The organism is Nonomuraea sp. NPDC049684 (assembly GCF_044465345.1).
Classification (GTDB): Bacteria; Actinomycetota; Actinomycetes; order Streptosporangiales; family Streptosporangiaceae; genus Nonomuraea.
In genome coordinates, this window is record NZ_JBITLO010000009.1 from 46,120 (window position 1) to 63,532 (window position 17,413).

General features: G+C 72.8%; 15 protein-coding genes. 3 read left to right on the plus strand and 12 right to left on the minus strand.

What is annotated here, in order from left to right; all coding sequences use genetic code 11:
* Positions 1-49 precede the first annotated feature (49 nt).
* Both ACIBST_RS26845 and ACIBST_RS26850 read right to left on the minus strand, forming a co-directional pair.
* Positions 50-1,189, minus strand: a complete 1,140-nt coding sequence (locus ACIBST_RS26845; protein WP_397175535.1) for an epoxide hydrolase family protein — start codon at positions 1,187-1,189, stop codon at positions 50-52.
* A 59-nt stretch (positions 1,190-1,248) separates the two neighbouring features.
* A complete protein-coding gene (locus tag ACIBST_RS26850; protein WP_397175536.1) occupies positions 1,249-1,746 on the minus strand; it encodes a MarR family winged helix-turn-helix transcriptional regulator in 498 nt (165 codons plus the stop codon).
* Positions 1,747-1,814: 68 nt separating this feature from the next.
* Between ACIBST_RS26850 and ACIBST_RS26855 the strand changes: the two genes are divergently transcribed.
* A complete protein-coding gene (locus ACIBST_RS26855; RefSeq protein WP_397175538.1) occupies positions 1,815-3,191 on the plus strand; it encodes an MFS transporter in 1,377 nt (458 codons plus the stop codon).
* Positions 3,192-3,258: 67 nt separating this feature from the next.
* On the opposite strand, the gene ACIBST_RS26860 is transcribed toward ACIBST_RS26855, so the two are convergent.
* The 6 genes from ACIBST_RS26860 to ACIBST_RS26885 all read right to left on the minus strand — a co-directional run bounded on the left by ACIBST_RS26860 (position 3,259) and on the right by ACIBST_RS26885 (position 12,114).
* A complete protein-coding gene (locus ACIBST_RS26860) occupies positions 3,259-3,951 on the minus strand; it encodes an ABC transporter ATP-binding protein (RefSeq protein WP_397175540.1) in 693 nt (230 codons plus the stop codon).
* The gene (locus ACIBST_RS26865) at positions 3,941-4,870 is read right to left on the minus strand and encodes an ABC transporter ATP-binding protein (protein WP_397175542.1); all 930 of its coding nucleotides are present in this window, start codon (positions 4,868-4,870) and stop codon (positions 3,941-3,943) included. Before ACIBST_RS26865 ends, ACIBST_RS26860 begins: the two co-directional genes overlap by 11 nt.
* On the minus strand, positions 4,867-7,461 hold the full coding sequence (locus ACIBST_RS26870; RefSeq protein ID WP_397175544.1) for an FtsX-like permease family protein: 2,595 nt from the start codon (positions 7,459-7,461) through the stop codon (positions 4,867-4,869). The genes ACIBST_RS26865 and ACIBST_RS26870 overlap by 4 nt, the downstream gene beginning before the upstream one ends.
* Positions 7,458-10,517, minus strand: coding sequence for an ABC transporter permease (locus ACIBST_RS26875; protein ID WP_397175546.1), 3,060 nt, complete (start codon positions 10,515-10,517; stop codon positions 7,458-7,460). Before ACIBST_RS26875 ends, ACIBST_RS26870 begins: the two co-directional genes overlap by 4 nt.
* Positions 10,518-10,724: 207 nt before the next feature.
* The gene (gene rpsT, locus ACIBST_RS26880) at positions 10,725-10,994 is read right to left on the minus strand and encodes a 30S ribosomal protein S20 (RefSeq protein WP_106235424.1); all 270 of its coding nucleotides are present in this window, start codon (positions 10,992-10,994) and stop codon (positions 10,725-10,727) included.
* Between the two features lie 130 nt (positions 10,995-11,124).
* On the minus strand, positions 11,125-12,114 hold the full coding sequence (locus ACIBST_RS26885; RefSeq protein ID WP_397175547.1) for a hypothetical protein: 990 nt from the start codon (positions 12,112-12,114) through the stop codon (positions 11,125-11,127).
* 55 nt (positions 12,115-12,169) lie between these two features.
* Here ACIBST_RS26885 and lepA point away from each other — a divergent pair, with 55 nt between their 5' ends.
* The gene (gene lepA, locus ACIBST_RS26890; RefSeq protein ID WP_397175549.1) at positions 12,170-14,005 is read left to right on the plus strand and encodes a translation elongation factor 4; all 1,836 of its coding nucleotides are present in this window, start codon (positions 12,170-12,172) and stop codon (positions 14,003-14,005) included.
* A gap of 4 nt (positions 14,006-14,009) precedes the next feature.
* Here the strand turns inward: lepA and ACIBST_RS26895 are convergent, their stop codons facing one another.
* Complete coding sequence (locus ACIBST_RS26895) at positions 14,010-14,291, minus strand: hypothetical protein (RefSeq protein ID WP_397175551.1); 282 nt, start codon at positions 14,289-14,291, stop codon at positions 14,010-14,012.
* Complete coding sequence (locus ACIBST_RS26900; protein ID WP_397175553.1) at positions 14,288-14,581, minus strand: hypothetical protein; 294 nt, start codon at positions 14,579-14,581, stop codon at positions 14,288-14,290. Before ACIBST_RS26900 ends, ACIBST_RS26895 begins: the two co-directional genes overlap by 4 nt.
* 91 nt (positions 14,582-14,672) lie before the next feature.
* Here ACIBST_RS26900 and ACIBST_RS26905 point away from each other — a divergent pair, with 91 nt between their 5' ends.
* Positions 14,673-15,140, plus strand: coding sequence for a GNAT family N-acetyltransferase (locus ACIBST_RS26905; RefSeq protein WP_397175555.1), 468 nt, complete (start codon positions 14,673-14,675; stop codon positions 15,138-15,140).
* 4 nt (positions 15,141-15,144) lie between these two features.
* On the opposite strand, the gene ACIBST_RS26910 is transcribed toward ACIBST_RS26905, so the two are convergent.
* A complete protein-coding gene (locus ACIBST_RS26910) occupies positions 15,145-16,638 on the minus strand; it encodes a DUF6297 family protein (RefSeq protein WP_397175557.1) in 1,494 nt (497 codons plus the stop codon).
* Between the two features lie 52 nt (positions 16,639-16,690).
* Positions 16,691-17,314 carry a heme ABC exporter ATP-binding protein CcmA gene (ccmA, locus tag ACIBST_RS26915; protein WP_397175558.1) on the minus strand — a complete coding sequence of 208 codons (624 nt, stop codon included), beginning with the start codon at positions 17,312-17,314 and terminating at the stop codon, positions 16,691-16,693.
* Between the last annotated feature and the right edge of the window lie 99 nt (positions 17,315-17,413).

Below are 17,413 nucleotides of genomic sequence, written 5' to 3' on the forward strand. Positions count from 1 at the left end.
GTCGTGTGTGGGCCGGTAGTGTGCACCCGCGGAGCGGCGGTGGTGGTTCTCAGGGGAGGCGTAGGGGGCGGAAGAACGTGGTGATGTCGGTTGCGAGCCGGGCTGGTTCCTCCAGGGCCATGAAGTGGCCGCCTCGGGGCGGGGTGTTCCAGTGGCGCAGGTCGGTCAGGGCGCGTTCGGCGAAGCTGCGGGGGAGGCCGGCCATCGACGGTTCGTGGCTGAGGGTGACGGCCGACGGCACGGTGATCGGCGGCCGGGGCGGGTTGCTCGGCCAGTCGTAGTACGACTTGAACGAGGTGCCGATCGAGCCGGTGGCCCAGTAGAGGGTCAGCATGGTGAGCAGGGTGTCGCGGTCGAACCGGGATTCCAGGTCGCCGTGGCAGTCGCTCCAGGCGCGCAGCTTGTCCACGATCCACGCGGCCAGGCCGGCCGGTGAGTCCAGCAGGGCGGCGGCGATCGTGTCAGGACGGGTGAGCATGATCTCGCTGTAGCCGCCGTCGCGCTGGTCGTAGGCCGCCTCGGCGTCCAGGAAGGCCTGCTCGTCGGGGGTCAGTGGCGGGACGTCCAGGGATGCGGGAGCGGGCGGGTGGATGAGGTGGATCCCGGTAACCTGCTCCGGATGGAGGGCGCCGAGCCAGCCGACGGCCGCGCCGCCGATGTCGCCGCCGAAGGCCCCGTAACGCTCGTGGCCCAGGACCTCGGTCATGAGCAGGTGCAGCATGCGGGCCATCGCGGGCCGGGTGAGGGGCTCGTCCGGCAGGTCGGAGTAGAGGAAGCCGGGCATCGACGGGATCACGACGTCGAAGGAGTCGCCGGGGTCGCCGCCGTGCCGGGCGGGGTCGGCCAGGCGTGCCGCCAGGGGAAGCATCTCCAGGAAGCTGCTGGGCCAGCCGTGGCAGAGCAGGATGGGCAGCGGCGCGCGGCCGGTGCCGGGGATCCGGACGAAGTGCAGGTCTCGTCCCTGGACGGGGGCTTTGCGGTGGTCCAGCTCGTTGAGGCGGGCCTCCTGGGCGCGGAAGTCGAACCCGTCGGCCCAGTACGTCACCAGTTCCCGCAGGTAGGCGGGGTCGGTGCCGCCCTCCCAGGGACGGTGGTCCAGCGAGCGGGTGAACCTGGCGTTACGGAGACGGGAGCGCAGGTCGTCGAGCACGTCGTCGGGAACCTCTATGCGGAACGCCGTCACGGCCATGTGGTCTCCGGGGTCGGAAGTGTCATTCCAGCATGGGTATCACCGGACGCCTGCCCGTCTCAATGCAATTGATTGGGGTTCGTCTCCACGTAGAGCAGGAGCTGTTTGAGCAGCTTGTCCAGGGTGTCCTGGTCGTCGGGGGAGAGGGCGTTCACCATGGCCGTCTCCAGCACGGCCAGGACGGCCATGGCCTCCATCCAGAGGTCGTGCCCCTTGGGCGTGAGCTCGACGTCCACGCGACGGCGGTCTTCGGTGCTGCGGACGCGGCGTACCAGACCCGCCTTCTCCAGCGTGTCGAGACGGCCGGTCATGCCGGCGGGGGAGAGCAGCAGCTCGGCGGCCAGTTCGGTCGGGGTGGCGGTGCCGTTGTGGGCGGCGAGCCTGTGGAGCGTCTGGAACTCGAAGTCCTGGACGCCGGTCTGGGCCAGCGCGGCCGCCTTGGCGTGGCCGAGGTGTTTCACCAGCGACTGCATGCGGGTGACGATGCCCTCCGTCCGCTCGTCGAAGGGGGCCTTGCCGCGCCAGCGGGCCAGATGACGATCGACGGAGTCCTCCACGGCACAGGATCATACGCCACCAAGTAATTTGTTGACGAAACATTCGCTGACGAAATACCTTCCTGGTCATGTCGATTTCGTTGTTCGCCGGGCCCAGGAACCGGCTGCTGGCAGGACGCAGCATGTCCGCGCTGGCCACGGCCATGATCCCCACCACGCTGACCCTGGCCGTGCTGCGCGCCACGGGCTCGGGGGAGGCGCTGGGGTTGGTGCTGGCCTGCGAGATGGTGCCGTTGCTGTTGCTGCTGCCGGTCGGCGGCGTGCTGGCCGACCGCGTCCGGCCCGGACGGGTCGTGCTGCTCGCCGACCTCACGCGCTGCCTGGCGCAGGGGCTCATGGCGGTCGAGCTGCTGGCCGGGGTGTCCCGGGTTCCGGACCTCGCCGTGTTGTCGGCGGTCTCGGGGGCGGCGATCGCGTTTGGCAGTCCTGCCGTGCCGCGGCTGGTGGTGGCGGTGGTGCCGGGGCCGGACCGGTTGCGGGTGAACGCCCGGATCGGGGTGGTGACCAGCGTGTCGGCCGTCCTGGGTCCGGCGCTCGCGGGGATGCTCACGCTGGCCGCCGGGCCAGGGTGGGCCGCGGGGGTCACGGCGACGTTGTTCGCGTGCTCGGCGCTGACCCTGGGCGGAGTCCGTACGGCGGCCACGGGCCAGGACCCGGCGGACGAGAGCCCCGGGCGCGCGGACGGGACGGGGGTCGTGCAGGAGCGGAAGGCGGTCGTGCGGGAGGGGAAGGCGGTCTCCGGCGAGGAGGCCGGGCGGCGGCGATGGGGGATCGGGTTCGGACGGGAGCTGGTCGAGGGGTTCGGGGAGGTCAGGCGGCGGCCGTGGTTCCTGGCCTGCGTGCTGGCGCACGGCGTGTGGCACTTCATGGCCGGGTTGTTCCTCACCCTCGGGCCGGTGGCGGCCGTGCAGCGGCTGGGAGGCGAGGCCGGTTGGATGATCATCGTGCAGAGCGGCACGGTCGGGCTGCTGGCTGGGGTGCTGGTCGCGCCGCGGTTGCCGGTGCGCAGGCCGCTGGTCGCCGTTCAGGCGGGGGCCGCGCTCTATCTGCTGCCGATGGTGGCGTTGCCGGTGGCGGTGGGGTTCGGGCTGCCGGCCGTGGTGGTCGCGGTGGCGTACTTCGTGGCCATGGTGGGGCTCGGGGTGCTCAGCCCGCTGTGGGAGACGGTGGTGGCCGAGGAGATCCCGGAGGGGGCGTTGGGGCGGGTGCGGTCGTTCGACCAGCTCATCTCGTTCGCGGCGCGGCCGGTGGGGCTGGCCGTCGCGGCGCCGCTGGCGGGCGTGACGGGGATGGGGGTGCTGATGGTCACCGGTGGGGTGGTGGTCGCCGTCGCCAACCTCGCCGCCGTGGCGCGCTCGCCCAGGCCCGCGCCCCCTCCGGCCGCCGCCGACCCGGATCCGGCGACGGCCCGGCGCGGGCAGGGGAGGAGCGGGCCGGTCAGGTGAGGGCGGGTCAGGTGAGGACGGGGGAGGAGCGGGCGGGTCAGGTGAGGACGGGGGAGGAGCGGGCGGGTCAGGTGAGGGCGGCCTCGCGGACGACGCCGTCGCTGATCTCCAGCACCCGGTCGGCCAGCGTGATCAGGCTGGGGTCGTGCGTGGCGACCAGCGCCGTCACCCCCTCGCTGCGCACCAGCGCGCGCAACAGCTCCATGATCTGCCGCCCGGTCTGCGAGTCGAGCTGTCCCGTCGGCTCGTCGGCCACCAGCAGCCTGGGCCGGTTGCCCAGAGAGCGGGCGATCGCCACCCGCTGCCGCTGCCCGCCCGACAGCTCGTACGGCCGCTGGTTCATGTGCTTGTCCAGCCCCACCAGCGCCAGCAGCAGCCGGACCCGCTCCTCCCGCTCGGCGGACGGCACGCGGGCCAGCCGCATCGGCACCCCCACGTTCTCGGCCGCCGACAGCACGGGGATCAGCCCGAACGACTGGAACACGAAGCCCACCACGTCCCGGCGCAGCGCCAGCAGGGCGTCCTCGGACATGGACGTGACCTCGTGCCCGTCCACGACGACCCGTCCGGCGTCCGGACGGTCCAGGCCGCCGATCTGGTTGAGCAGCGTGGTCTTGCCCGACCCCGAACGTCCGCGGACCGCCACCAGCTCGCCGGGGAACACCTCGAAGGACACCTCGCGCAGCGCGACGACCTCTTTGGGCCCGCTCCGGTAGACCTTGCGGACCCCCTCCACCACGACCAGGGGCTCATTGCTCATGGGAAGGCTCCTCTCGGGCGGGCCAGACGCCGATGTGGTCGGATTCGAGTTCGAGGCGCACCCGGCGTTCCATGTCCAGGGCGTTCATGAAGTCGCGGGGGAGCTGCAGGCGGCCCACCCGGTCGAGCACGGCGTACTCCTCGGCGACGATCTGCCCCTCGGCGCCCTCGCGCCGCAGCGTCTCGCTGCTGGTACGTCCGTCGCGGATGCCCACGGTGCGGTCCACCTGCTCCGACACCAGCGGGTCGTGGGTCACGATGACCACGGTCACGCCGAGCTCCCGGTTCGCCTTGCGCAGGGATTCGAAGACCTGCTCGGACGTCTCGCTGTCCAGCTCGCCGGTGGGCTCGTCGGCCAGGATGAGCTGCGGCTCGTTGGCCAGGGCGACGGCGATGGCGACCCGCTGCTGCTCGCCGCCCGACATCTCGGGCGTGCGGCGGTCGGCGCAGTAGCCGACGCCGAGGAGCTCCAGCAGCTCGCCGGCGCGGGCGCGGCGCGCCCGTCCGCCGCCGGCCAGCTTCATGGGCAGCTCGACGTTCTCCCTGGCGGTCAGGTACGGCAGCAGGTTGCGCGCGGTCTGCTGCCAGATGAAGCCCACCACGGAACGCCGGTAGCGCAGCCGGTCCTTGGCCGTCATCGCCAGCAGGTCGGTTCCCGCGACCCTGGCCACCCCCGCGGTCGGCACGTCGAGCCCCGACAGCACGTTGAGCAGCGTGGACTTGCCCGACCCGGACGCGCCGACGATGGCCACCAGCTCGCCCTTGTCGATCACCAGGTCGAGGCCCTGCAGGGCGACGACCTCGACGCCCTCGGTCTTGTAGATGCGCACCAGGTTGTCGCAGACGATGTGCGCGTCGGCGCCGAACGCGGTCTTCTCCCGCGTGGCCTTGGCTTCCAGTTCTGACAGGGTCGGGTTCATGTGAGGTCCCCCACTCGAAGGACGGCGCCGATGCTGCGACGGCGGCTGATGGCGGTGTGCGTGTACGCGCCGAGCACGGCCACGACGGCCAGCCCGGCCGCCAGCGCGGTCGGCGTGATCAGGTCTAGGGAGTAGTCGCCGACGGGCAGGTCGCCGGCGTAGGAGGACAGGTCGACGCCCGGCCCGAGCGCCGCGGGCAGCCCGAGGCCGAGCAGCAGGCCGGCCAGGGCGGTCAGCAGGATCATCGGCATGATCTCCAGGACGGTGAGCCGCTGCGCCTGCCGGTCCGACAGGCCCAGTGTGCGCAGGAACGACAGCGCCCTGGCCCGGTCGGCCGCGCCGATCACCAGCGAGAGGATGACGGCGACCAGCGCGTACGCGGCCAGCGCCACCGTGACCACGACCAGCGTGGTGCGCACGGTGCTGGTCAGCGGGTCGTCCTGGATGGCGGCCAGCGCCTGGGCCTGGGATTCCACGGTGCTGAGCGGGACCAGCCGGTGCAGCTCGTCGAGCGCGGGGTTGCCGCTGATGAGCAGGGTGTTCACGGCGGGCCGCACGAGGGACTCCATCGGCAGGATCACGAACTTGCCCTGGTTGTAGAAGCCGGGCACGGAGGTGATCACACCGCCCTCGCGCACCTTGAGCCGCGACTGCCAGCCGATCTCGTACGTGCCCCGCCCCTTCAGGTCGGGCGAGACGAAGGCGCCGCCGCTCCCGGTGGGCACCTCGATCGGCGCGTCCACCAGCAGCCGCCGCCACTCGGGCAGGTTCACGGCGATGGCCTCGGCGCGCTCGGCGCCGTACCCGATCTGGACCCGTCCGGTCTGCGCGAGCACGACCTGCCCGACGCCGGCGACCTTGCGCACCCGCTCGATCACGTCGGCCGGGATCTCCACCCGGGACGTCACCTTGACCGGCGCGCCCACCTGCTGCCAGGACGCCAGCCGCTGCGTGCTCACCAGCCCGTCGGAGATCACCGCGGCGAACACCGACACGCCGAGCGCGGGCAGCAGGATCAGCACCGGCAGCACCGACGCGGAGCGCGCCCTGGCCGCCCTGGTCAACCCCAGGAACGGCACGGCCCCGGGCCGCCGCGCGGTCAGCCGGACGAGCAGCCGCAGCGGGTACGGGTAGCAGCGCAGGATGATCACCGCCGCGGCGAGCGTCAGCGCGATCGGCACCACCAGCAGGAACGGGTCGAACCCGGCCGAGGCGGCCAGCCCGCGGGTGCGCAGCAGGTACGCCCCGGCCAGCGCGAGCACCACGACCAGCACCTCCAGCGTGAGCCGGCGGGCGGACGGACGGGCGGTGCTGACGTCCGCGCGCTGCTCGTGCAGCGGCACCCGATGGGTGACGGCCAGCCCGGCGGCGGTGAACCCGACGGCGGCCACCATCACCAGCAGCGGTCCGACGTGCACGATCGGCAGCACGGGCCCGGGGACGAACCAGGACAGCCCGTACCCGGCGAGCCCGGCGGGCACGACGGCGAGCGCGGTCAGCGCCGCGCCGGTGCCCGCCACCTGCCCCAGCGACCCGCCACGCGCCCGCGTCAGCGCCAGCGTGTGGTCGAGCCGGCCGGACAGCAACTGCACCGCCAGCACGATCACGCCGACCGCGACCAGCAGCAGGCCGCCGAGCACCAGGTACATCACGGTCTGCGCGGTGGACTGGGCGGCCAGGAAGTCCGTCAGCAGCTTGGGCAGCGCGGTCACCACCCGGTACGGGCTGTACGAGCCCGACGCCTGCAACCCGATCACCCGCTCGAACTCGCTGACGGCCGCCTGGAGGTCGGTCGTGGCCAGCGCGTCCGCTTTGTCCGGGGCGATGGGCAGCACCCAGTTGTAGGACAGGTTGCGCCCGTCGCCGCTGAGCGCGGTCAGCCCGGCGTCGGACATGATCGTCGTGATGTGCTTCTCGAACTCCAGCTTGCCCGGCGGCAATATCCGGGTGACGGACAGGATGTCGCTGTTGTGGCTCCAGTAACGGTCGCCGGCCTGCTTGGCCTTGAAGGCGCCGACCAGCTTCACCGCCACGTAGTGGCTCTCACCGAGCACCTTGACCTGGCCGATCTTCAGGTCCATCGCGGTCAGCGCGGACTCGACCAGGCCCACCTCGATGAGCGGGATCGTCTCGCCCTCGAAGCGCATGGTCGAGGGCTTGCCTGGCGCCTGCCCCTGGACCCAGTCCACCCGCCGGTCGGCGTCGGACAGCCAGCCGAGGTTCATGAACATGGTCCCGCCCGAGCCGTGGATCGGGGTGACCACGGTCTTGGCGCTCATGTGGCTGTCGCCCGTGCCGGCCGGCACCACCAGCGGCCGCAGCGCCGCGGGCACGAGCTGGCGCCAGCGCCGGTCCCTGGACTCGAACTGGTCGCGCTCGTGCAGGTCCTCTTCCTTCGACATCGACCCGACGGTCACGGTCAGGTCGGCCTGCTCGGCGGAGGCGGTCCGCAGCGCGTCGCGCAGCGCCTGGTCGAACGACGACTGCATCGCCCTGGGCAGCCCCGCGACGAGCAGGCAGGCGCTCAGCGTCAGCACGAAGAGCACGGCCACCGCGCCCAGGTGCGTGCGGGCCAGCAGCGGGATCCTCACTGTTCCTCCCGAATGCCGAGACCCTGCCTGCGCAGGTTGCGCGCCAGTCCGGCGACGATGGCGAGCAGCACGGCGGCCACCCCGGCGAGCATGGCCCCCGTGGCGCCCCACGGGATGTCGAGCACCACGCCGGGGGTGACCGCCGACGCCTGCCCGGTCAGCACGATGTGCGGCACCACGAGCATGCCCACGACCACGGCGAGCCCGGTCCCGGCCGCCAGCGACAGCCCGATCACGAACGTCTGCTCGATCGCCAGCATCCCGAACACCTGCCGGGAGCTCACGCCGAGCGCCCGCAGGATCGCGAACTCGTTCATCCGCTCGCGGGCCGCGACCGCCGCGTTGACCAGGAAGCCGAGCGCCGCGAACACCAGCGCCGCGAGGAAGCCCAGCATCAGCGCGCCCTGGAGGCCGCTGGCCAGCGGGTCGTCCTGCATCTTGGCGGCCAGGGTGCGCTGGTCGATCGCGGTGACGTCCCATGCGGGGCGGCCGGTGAGCGCCGCCGCCGCCCGGCCGTCCGGGGTGGCGAGCCACCACTCGGTGGCGGGCCTCGGCAGTTGCGCCGCCGCCAGATCCTGCGCCTGCATCGTCCCCCAGTCGGCCAGTACGGCGTGTTGCCCGGCGGTCGTCGTCGGCATCGTCTCCACGACGGCCACGACCTTGACGTCCATGACCCTGCGGTCGATGCTGGCCCGTCCCACCTGGCCGACGCCCAGCTTGAGCGACTCGGCCAGACCTGCGGTCAGCACCACGGGCAGCGGCCCCTGGACGGGCGGCGACCCGAAGAGGGCCGTCGCGGGCTGCCGCCCGGTCGCCTTCACCGACACGGCGGGCGCGGTCACCGGCCGCCCGTCGGCGCTGATCCCGGTCACCGTCAGGCTGCCGCTGCCCGAGGGCGGCGCGCTCGCGACCAGCCCGCGCAGCGACAGCGGGTAGGTGATCTTCCCGCTCCGCCCCGCCAGCGCGGCGAGGTCCACGTCGAGGGTGTTCTCGCCCGCCTTCAGCACGCCCAGCGACACGTCGCGCCACACTCCGAGGGCGTCGGACAGGACCAGCCGCACCGGCAGTTCGGCGTCCGCGGTGGCGCGCAGGGTGAGCGCGGCCGGCTGTCCCGGCAGGTCCAGTTTGCCGGCCTGCGGCCCGGCCAGCGCCCGGGAGATCTCCGCGACGGGCCGGTCGGCCAGGTCGGGGCGGAGCTGGAACAGCGTGCCGAGCTTGGCCGCGTCGATCCCGATGAGGATGGCGTTCTCGCTGCTGACCTCGGTCTGGCCGCGGAAGACGGGCGAGGCGGCGGTCACGCCGGGCAGGGCGGTGAACGCCGTGCCGCGGCCCAGCGGGCCGAGCTCGGGGGCGTCCGGCGGGCCCGACAGGCGCAGGTCGGCCCCCGCCTGGTGGCGGGCCTGGTCGAGCTGGGAGGCGCGCCAGGTGGCGGCGGTGGCCATGGACACGATGCCGATGGCGATGGCCATGGTGAGCAGCAGCGCGGGGCCGGCGTACTTGAGCGGGCGCCTGCTGACCTGCCAGGCGCCGAGCGCCGGGGCGAGGGATGGACGCCTGGAGGTGATCCGCTCGGCCACCGCGGAGATGCGCGGGACCAGCCGCAGGCCGAGCATGCCGCCGGTGAGCAGGGCCAGCGCGGGACCGGAGATGATCAGCGGGTCGATGCCGAGCCCGCCGCCCGCGGTCGTGGTGACCGGCGCGCCGTAGTGCTGGAGCTGCCAGATCGCGAGGCCGGCCACGACCAGCAGCGCGACGTCGGCGCCGGCGCGCTGGATCAGCCCGCGCCCGCCGCCGCGCCCGCGCGCCGACTGCTCCTCCACGTACGTGCGCCGCGCGCCCGCCAGCGCGGGCAGCACCAGCAGCACCGCGGAGGCCACGGCCACGGCCACCGACACCAGGAACGTGCCCAGGCCGGCCGAGGGGTCGAGCCGCACGCCCGACGCCTTGATCCAGGGCAGCCGGCTCACCAGCCCGAGCAGCGGCGGCCCGAGCAACGGCGCGACGATCGCGCACGGCACCGCGACCAGCATCGCCTCGCCCCCGGCCAGCGCGGCCAGCCGCAGCGTGCCCGCGCCGCGCGAGCGCAGCAGCGCCACCTCCATGCGCCGGTGGTCGGCCAGCAGGCGCGCGGTGAGCATCAGCGCGTACGCCGCCAGCAGCAGCAACTGCAGCACTGGGATCAGCATGGTGGAGCGGGCCACCAGCGAGGCGGTGTCGAGCTGGGTGAGCATCTCGGGCAGGCGGCTGGTGGTCACGCAGCTCGGGCACTCGCCGGCCTTCAGGTGCGCGCCCACCTCGCCGACCGCCGCGGCCAGCGGGCGCAGCTGGGCCGGCGTCAGGGAGCGCAGGTCGGGCTCGGCGGTCCAGGTGGCGTTCACATTGGTGGCGAAGCGGCCGATGAACGTCTCGCGGGAGACCATCAGCGGCCCGTACGTGGTGAAGTCGCCGCGTTCGACGCCTCTGCTGAGCAGTTGCTCCCCGGTCCAGCGCTCGCCGAAGGGGTCGTCGAGCTGGAACACGCCGGTGATGCGCACCTGGACGGGCTCCGGCGACAGCCGTCCCACGGTGGTCAGCTCCTGGCCGACCTTGAACCCGGCCGCCGAGGCCGCCGACAGCGAGACCGCCGCCTCCACCCGGCCGTCGGCGGGCTTGGGCCAGGCGCCGGAGACGAGCTTGGCGTGCTGGTCGAGGCCGTCGTAGCTGCCGAACCTGAGCAGTTCGGGCCGCTCGCGCTTCTCCTGGCCGGGCATGGCGTAGGAGTCGGAGCGGAAGCTCGTGGTGAGCGCCGGCGCCTTGGTGTACGCCTTGGTCAGTTCGGCGCGGACCGCCCGGTCGTAGACGGGGAACGTCTTGTCCGTGACCGGCGCGCTGATCGTCGCGGACGTCTGGCGCAGGGAGGCGGTCTCCATCGTCCTGCGCACGCCGGCGTCGGCGATGGAGGAGGCGTACATGGTCAGCGCCACCAGCGTGGTGGTGGCCAGCAGGATCGAGCCGAACGCGGCCAGAAGGAGCAACGGCTCGCTGAACGCCCGTTTGACGACCAACGGCCCCCGCATGTGTCCCCCTTCGTCCGTTTAGTGAACCCTCACGGAGAGGGCGGACGGGAAGCAAGTGATCTTGTTAAGGGATGCTCAGCCGATACCCGGCGGCGATGCCGATGTGATATCAAAACTGTGACAAAAAGTGCACAAAACCAAGAACGCCGCACCCCATGAAGGAGTGCGGCGTCAGCGCGCGCCCGGACTTCGCCGGACGGCGGGAGCTTACTTGGCGGCCAGAGCGGCAGCCTGCTTGGCGATCGCCGACTTGCGGTTGGCGGCCTGGTTCTTGTGGATGACGCCCTTGCTGACGGCCTTGTCGAGCTGGCGGGCGGCGACGCGCTGCAGCGCCGCGGCCTGCTCGACGTCGCCCTGCTCGGCGGCCTCGCGGAACTTGCGGACGGCCGTCTTCAGAGAGGACTTGACCGCCTTGTTGCGCAGACGCGCCTTCTCGTTCTGCTTGTTGCGCTTGATCTGGGACTTGATGTTCGCCACGAAGAAGCCTCGGTGAAAGTCTAAGGATGGATGGGGCGCGCGGGCTCGAGAGAGGGCGCGCCACACGCAAGTGAACAGGGTACCAATAACCCAGGTGGCTGCTCAAATCAACGCCCCGGGTGCTCCCAGTTTAGGCCAGCCAGCGGGTCATGTACTCCTTCCAGTCCTCTTCGGTGGCGGCGAAATCGACGTACAGGGCCAGGCCGAAGCGCTCGCGGCGGCCGTGCTCGGACAGGGCCAGCCGGGCGCCCTCGGCGGCCGTCGCCACGCTCTCGGCGGCGTCCAGCCAGGGCAGGCCGTGGTCGTGGTAGGCGGGGGCGCCGACGAACAGGGACTTGTCCCGCGGGACGAGGTCGAGGGCGAGCGCGGCCTGCCTGGCCACGTGGCCGCCGTAGAGGGACTGGGCGGGCGCGCCCGAGTCGTAGGTCATGATCGCGACCTGGTCCACCCGGTTCACGACCTCCTGGAAGTAGCCCTGCGACCAGTACTTGTCGTGGCCGAGCGCGAGCCTGGCCGCCGGGCGCATGAGGGGATAGGGCTCGATCTGCGGGGTCGAGGCGGACAGCAGCCTCGTATGGGCCCGCGTGCGTTCCAGCAGGTCGAGGAACTCGGTGTCGCCGTCGCCGATCGGCTCGAAGTTGTAGTGGACGCCGTCGTAGCCCGCCTTCATGACGGCGGCCACGCCGGCCAGGACGTTCGCGCGGGAACGGGCGTCGTCGAGGTCGAGGCCGTTCTCGACGGACTGGCCCAGCCAGGCGGAGACGCGGACGCCGGGCAGGTGCCGATGCATCCATGTCACGAAATCTGCTGCCTTGGGGTGCTTGGCGGGGTCAAGGCGGCCGTCCCGCTCGAACGGGCCGGAATGGACGTACACGTCCTTGATGCCGGTGGTGCGCAGGCGGGCGGCGAGTCGTTCCACGTCCCGCTCCGTACGGCGGCCGTCGACCCAGGCGTGGCCGAGCCAGAGGGCGTCGTTGCCGGTGCTCTTCGCCCAGGCCGCCGGGGCACCGGTAAACTGGAGGCGGAGCGCGACGGCGAGCAGGCCGGCCAGCGCCACCACGACGGCCAAGGCCAGCGCGATCAGGCGCAGGCCGCGGCGGACGACGGTCCGGATCATCATCTGGGCATGTCACCATGAAAGACGCTTGACCTCAACCCTGTCGAAACGGACTTCGGTGCGCACTCAGCCTGGCCAGACCGACCCCGCGTTGATCCGCAACTTCTGCATCATCGCGCACATCGACCATGGCAAATCGACCCTTGCCGACCGGATGCTGCAGATCACCGGCGTGGTCGACGACCGCTCCATGCGCGCCCAGTACCTCGACCGGATGGACATCGAGCGCGAACGCGGCATCACGATCAAGTCGCAGGCCGTGCGCCTGCCCTGGGACGGCCACGTCCTCAACATGATCGACACCCCCGGGCACGTCGACTTCACCTACGAGGTGTCCCGCTCGCTGCAGGCGTGCGAGGGCGCGATCCTGCTGGTCGACGCCGCGCAGGGCATCGAGGCGCAGACGCTGGCCAACCTCTACCTGGCCATGAACGCCGACCTGCACATCATCCCGGTGCTCAACAAGATCGACCTGCCGGCGGCCCAGCCGGAGAAGTTCGCCGAGGAGCTGGCCGGCCTGATCGGCTGCGACCCCTCCGACGTGCTCAAGGTGTCCGGCAAGACCGGCGTGGGCGTGCGCGAGCTGCTCGACCACGTGGTGGCGACCGTCCCGGCGCCCGTGGGCCAGGCCGACGCCGCCGCGCGGGCGCTCATCTTCGACTCCGTCTATGACACCTACCGCGGCGTCGTGACGTACGTCAGGGTCATCGACGGCCATCTGAGCAAGCGCGAGCGCATCCTCATGATGTCCACCAACGCCACCCACGAGACGCTGGAGATCGGCGTCATCTCGCCCGAGCCCAAGCCCGCCGAGCGCGGCCTCGGCGTCGGCGAGGTGGGCTACCTGATCACCGGCGTGAAGGACGTGCGCCAGTCGCGCGTGGGTGACACCGTCACCTCCTCGGTCAAGCCCGCCAAGGAGATGCTGGCCGGCTACGAGCACCCCAAGCCGATGGTGTTCTCCGGGCTCTACCCGATCGACGGCGACGAGTACCCCGAGCTGCGCGAGGCGCTCGACAAGCTCCAGCTCAACGACGCCGCGCTGATCTACGAGCCGGAGACCTCGGCCGCGCTCGGCTTCGGCTTCCGCGTCGGTTTCCTCGGCCTGCTGCACATGGAGATCGTGCGCGAGCGCCTGGAGCGCGAGTTCGGCCTGTCGCTGATCTCCACCGCGCCCAACGTGGTCTACCGCGTGGTGATGGAGGACGGCAAGGAGCTCACGGTCACCAACCCGTCCGAGTTCCCGACGGGCGGCAAGATCGCGCAGGTCTTCGAGCCGGTCACCAAGTCCACGATCCTGGCGCCGGCCGAGTTCATCGGCGCGATCATGGAGATCTGCCAGGGGCGGCGCGGCCAGCTCCTCGGCATGGACTACCTGTCGGAAGACCGCGTCGAGATCCGCTACACGCTGCCGCTCGGCGAGATCATCTTCGACTTCTTCGACCAGCTCAAGTCGCGCACCCGCGGCTACGCCTCGCTCGACTACGAGCCGGCCGGCGAGCAGGAGGCCGAGCTGGTCAAGGTCGACATCCTGCTGCAGGGCGAGGCCGTCGACGCCTTCAGCGCGATCGTCCACAAGGACAAGGCGTACTCCTACGGCGTCGACATGGCCAAGAAGCTGCGCGAGCTGATCCCGCGGCAGCAGTTCGAGGTGCCGATCCAGGCCGCCATCGGCGCCCGGGTCATCGCCCGCGAGAACATCCGGGCCATCCGCAAGGACGTCCTGGCCAAGTGCTACGGCGGTGACATCTCCCGTAAGCGCAAGCTGCTGGAGAAGCAGAAGGAGGGCAAGAAGCGGATGAAGATGGTCGGCCGCGTCGAGGTGCCCCAGGAGGCCTTCGTCGCCGCGCTGTCCACCGACTCCGGCGCCGCCGCCGACAAGACCAAGAAGTAGCCGACTACGGGCCCGGTACGGCGGGCGTTCGCGCGAGCGCCCGCCAGTGCCGGCCCGGGTCGGGGAGCAGGCGGCGGGCCCGCAGGTCCATCAGGCCGCCGACGCCGGTCAGCTCGGCGGCCGGCTCGCCGTCCGCGCCCCTGAACTCCTGCCTGACCCCGACGCCGGCCGCGCGCAGGCACTCCCAGCGGGCGTGGTCGCCGTACTGGTGGTAGACCACGTTGTCGAGGTGGCCCCGGGTGTCGAGCTCGTAGCCGCGTACGGCGATGGGCACCGAGAAGGTCATGATCGTTCAGCCAGCCAGGCGTGCGATTTGGCGGTGAGGTAGCGCAGGCCGTCGTCGCCGAGCTCCACCCATTCGCCGCGGGCCCAGCCGCCCGTGGTCTGGGGGGCGAAGCCGTGCCGCTGGAACAGCGCCGACGCCTCCTTCTGGGTGAGGCCGCGGCGTCCCCATTCCGCGATGACGCGGGCCGTGCGCTCGGCCTCGTCCGGCTCCTCCTCGCCGAGCGCGGCGGCCAGCTCCTCCAGGCCGCGCGCCATCAGGCGCAGCGAGGCCTGCACGCGGGCGATGTCCATCGGCGCTCCTCCATCGCTATCCGATTGCCAGCGATAGCTTAGCGATGGCAGCGGATACCCTGAAAGGGTGGAAGTGGTGCATACGGAACGAATGGTCCTATCCCGGATCCGCCTGGAGGACCTCGAAGCCGTGCACGAGATCCACTCCGACCCGCGGACGAACGTCTACAGCGCCGCCGGGCCCACCGTCGACCTGGAGGCCAGCCGGGTCATGCTCGACCTGTGGCTGGCCGACTGGGCGGACCGGGGGATCGGCTACTGGGCCGCCCGGCTGACGGAGGGATCGCAGGTGCTGGGCGTCGGCGGCCTGCGGCACGCGGCCCTGGACGGCGCGGACGTGCTCCACCTGTACTACCGATTCCGCCCCGCCGCCTGGGGCCACGGGTACGCGGTCGAGCTCGCCAGGGCGGCCCTGCGCGTCGGGCGCGACCTCGGCACCGTGGTCGCCCTGATCGGGGACGGCAACGAGCCCTCCCGCCGGGTGGCGGAGAAGGCCGGCCTGCACAGGGAGCGCACGATCCCGTACGGCGGCGTGCCGAGCGACCTCTACGTCGCCTGACCGCTCACGGGCGGGGGCCCCGACGGGAGCTCACCAGGACGCCCGCCAGCGCCACCAGGCCCGCCACCGCCTGGGCCGCCAGGAACCCGCCCGCCGCGGCCGGCCCGGTGGCCAGCGCGACCACCGCGGGCAGGCAGCCGAGCAGCGCCAGGTCGGCGCCCGTCGCCGCCCACAGCACCGGGCCGGTCGGGATCGTGCCGGCGGGGGTGTCGATGACCGGCATCGAATGGTCGACCGGCCCTCTCCTGGCCATCCGCAGCGCGCCGGCCGCGAGCGCGGGCGCGGTGAGCAGCCCGAACACCCACGTGCCGGACGGAAGGCCGCCCACCGCCGCGACGCCGGCCAGGGCCAGGGTCGCCCACGCGCCGCCCAGCAGGCCGGGCAGCAGCGCCCGCGCCGCCAGCGCCGGACGCCGGCCCACGCCGATCAGCCGGGCCAGGGCGGGGTTGTCGGCGTCCCGGCGCGCGCCGGACGTACCGGACGCCGCCACCGCCAGCGCGCCGCCGAGCACGACCAGCCCGAGAGCCGCCGGAGCGGCGCCCGCCTGGGCGAACACGGCGGGCAACGCCGCGCTCGCCGCCGTGGCCGCCAGCCGCCAGGGCCGGCGGCCGAGCCGCACCCAGTCCTGCCAGGCCAGCGCGAGCGGCGCGGGCAGCCCCGGCCACGCCCGCGAGGCGAGCTTCCTGGCCCGCCAGTGGTTGTCCTCGGCGATCCAGGTCAGCGCGCCGGGATCGAGGGTGACGGCGGCGCTGGTGACGTGCCCGGCCCGGGTGGAGGCGGTCAGCAGCAGACGGGTGGGGATGGCGGCCAGCGACCCCCACGCCCGGCGGGCCAGGACGGCGGCGAGCGCGGCCATGGCCGACGCCGTGGCCGCCAGCGCCGGCAGGGGCGCGTTCGCGGCGGCCGCGAGCGCCGTACGGGCCTGGCCGCTCACGGCGACCACGGCCAGCAACAGGAGCGCGACCAGCACGCCGGTCAGCCACAGGTTCCAGGTCGGGGAGGACTGGGCGAGCATCGCCAGCGCCATGCCCGCCACGCTCGCCGCCGTCGCCACCGCCAGCGCGGCCAGCAGCCGCCACACCAGCGCGCCCGGCGCGCCGAGCGCCGCCAGCAGCCCGAGCCCGAGCAGCAGCCCGGCCACCAGCGCGACGACCATGAGCAGCCGCCCGGAACGCCCGAGCAGCCGCCGCCGGTCCAGCGGCGAGGTCAGCAACCAGGACGCCTCCGCCGCGGGCAGCATCACCGGCCCGGCCGCCCGCGCCAGCGCCAGGCAGCCCGCGAACCCCAGCAGCACCAGGGCGACCCCCGCGCCCATCCGCCCCGGCTCGACCGTCCCGCCCAGGCCGGAGACCACCGAGGACAGCGGCTGCCCGACGACGGCGAGCAGCATGCACAGGCCGAACAGGCTGACGTAACGATCGACCAGCCCGGCCCGGGCCCGCCCGCGCGCCCGGACGAACGCCCGCACCGACCGCACGCTCACCTCCCCCGCGCTCACCGCCCGCCCGCCTTCCCCGTCAGGCCGCTCTTCCGGACGACGGCGTGGCCGCTCATGCGGGCACCCCGGCGGGGGAGACCCGGCGGGCGGCGTCGGCCAGGGTCTGGTCGTGGGTGGCCATCACCACGGTGCCGCCCTCGTCGGCGTACTCCTCCAGCAGTTCCCCGAGCCGGACGCGGAACGCCGCGTCGAGGCCGCGTTCGGGCTCGTCGAGCAGCAGCAGCGTGCTCGGCCGCAGCAGCGTGGCGGCCAGGCAGAGGCGCTGGCGCTGGCCGGTGGACAGGTTGAGCGGCGGCGCGTCGGCCCGCTCGGTCAGCGCGAACTCCTCCAGCGCCGAGTCCACCGTCATGCGCGCCTCGGCGTACACGGCGCCCATGAGCTCCAGGTGCTCGCGCGCGGTCAGCCCGGGGTACCAGGCGGGCTCGTCGCCGAGCAGCGCCACCCGGCGCCAGAAGGACGCGTCGTCGGCGGGCTCGGCGCCGAACAGATGGACCGCGCCGGACGTGGCGGGCTGGAGGCCGGCCAGGCAGCGCAGCAACGTGGACTTGCCCGATCCGTTGGGCCCGACGACCGCCACGACCTCACCCGGCTCGACGGCCAGGTCGAGGCCCCGGAGCACCGGATTGCCCCCGAGCTCGACGGACAGGTCCGTGACTTCGATGATCAAACCGCTCACCGTTCGAGCGTAGCCACCCCGGCGGCCGCCCGCGTGACCGGTCCGCGGGGCCGTCCCGCCGCCTTCCCCGGGGCGGGAGAGCCGATTCTGTCGGTGCCG